We start from the raw sequence: 1,245 nt of genomic DNA, 5'->3' as shown, positions 1-1,245 counted from the left end.
TGATCCGCACCAGAAGTTTTGGACACTGAGTTAAATGAGTACAATTACTAACGAGGTGGACAATGACAACTAAGAAAATACGAATCAAACATGCTCCTGAATTTAAAGCCGAAGCGCTTAAGTTAGCAGAGAAAGTCGGTGTCGCTGCTGCCGCACGACAATTATCGTTATATGAATCTCAAATCTATGGATGGCGTAAAGCCGTCAAAAAAGACGCGAAAATTAGCGATAGAGAAAGAGAGCTCGCCACTGAAAATGCCAAGCTCAAACGATTATTAGCAGAGCAAGCTGAAGAGCTAGATATCGTAAAAAAGGCCGCCACCTACTTCGCGAAAAATCTAAAGTAGATTGCTATGAGTTTATGCTCGAACACCTGATGCAATATAGGATTGTCCGTATGGCTAAGGTGTTCGGGGTTTCTCGAAGTGGGTTTTATTATTGGATTGATAATCGTCATAAAGTCACTCAACGAAACGAGCACCGCAAGCAGCTTGATAGCAAAGTTCGAGAAGTCTTTGATGATAAAAAGGAACGCGACGGTGCAAGGCGCATTCAAAAAGAACTTGAGGCAAATGGTAATAAGCACGATGTAAAAACAATTGCCGCGAGCATGAAACGCCAGAGCTTAGTCGCAAAGGCCGCCCGTAAGTTCAAATGTACGACAGACAGTAAGCATAGGCTTCCTGTTGCCCCGAACTTGCTTGAGCAAGACTTTAATGCGACAACACCGAACCAAAAATGGGCTGGAGATATCACCTATCTAGCGACAAGCGAAGGCTGGATGTATTTAGCCGTTATTATCGACCTGTTCTCACGGCAAGTCGTTGGTTGGTCAATGAGCACCAGAATGACCGCAACTCTGGTCTGTGATGCACTATCAATGGCGTTGTTCCGCAGAGGCATGCCAGAAGACGTGATTATCCATAGTGATAGAGGTAGCCAATATTGCTCAAAAGACTACCGAGATTTAATCGCAGCTCATAATCTAAAACAAAGCATGAGTAGGAAGGGGAATTGTTGGGATAACGCCTGTGTTGAAAGCTTTTTTCACTCAATGAAAGTAGAAGCTATCCAATACGAGCCGATAATGACCCGAGAAGAGATGCGCCAAGCGCTTTTTGAATACATTGAAGTTGATTACAATCGAACAAGAAGGCACAGTGCTCTTGGGTATCTAAGCCCAGTTAACTTTGAAAAACAACATGTCGCTTAATGCGGTGTCCAGTCTAACTGGAGCAGATCATG

At 43.8% G+C, this 1,245-nt stretch carries 1 protein-coding gene; it reads left to right on the top strand.

The window, feature by feature from the left end; translation table 11 throughout:
• Positions 1–62: 62 nt before the first annotated feature.
• Positions 63–1,213 (top strand): IS3 family transposase gene (locus BCT34_RS00800; RefSeq protein WP_102300444.1). Its coding sequence is split into 2 segments (ribosomal slippage): positions 63–306 and positions 306–1,213, totalling 1,152 coding nucleotides; the frame shifts between segments, so codons are not numbered across the junction.
• Positions 1,214–1,245: the final 32 nt, after the last annotated feature.

This window comes from Vibrio sp. 10N.261.45.E2 (assembly GCF_002875705.1).
Taxonomy (GTDB): domain Bacteria; phylum Pseudomonadota; class Gammaproteobacteria; order Enterobacterales; family Vibrionaceae; genus Vibrio.
The sequence above is the reverse complement of the archived record's forward strand: the minus strand, read 5'-3'. Positions and strand labels throughout refer to the sequence as shown.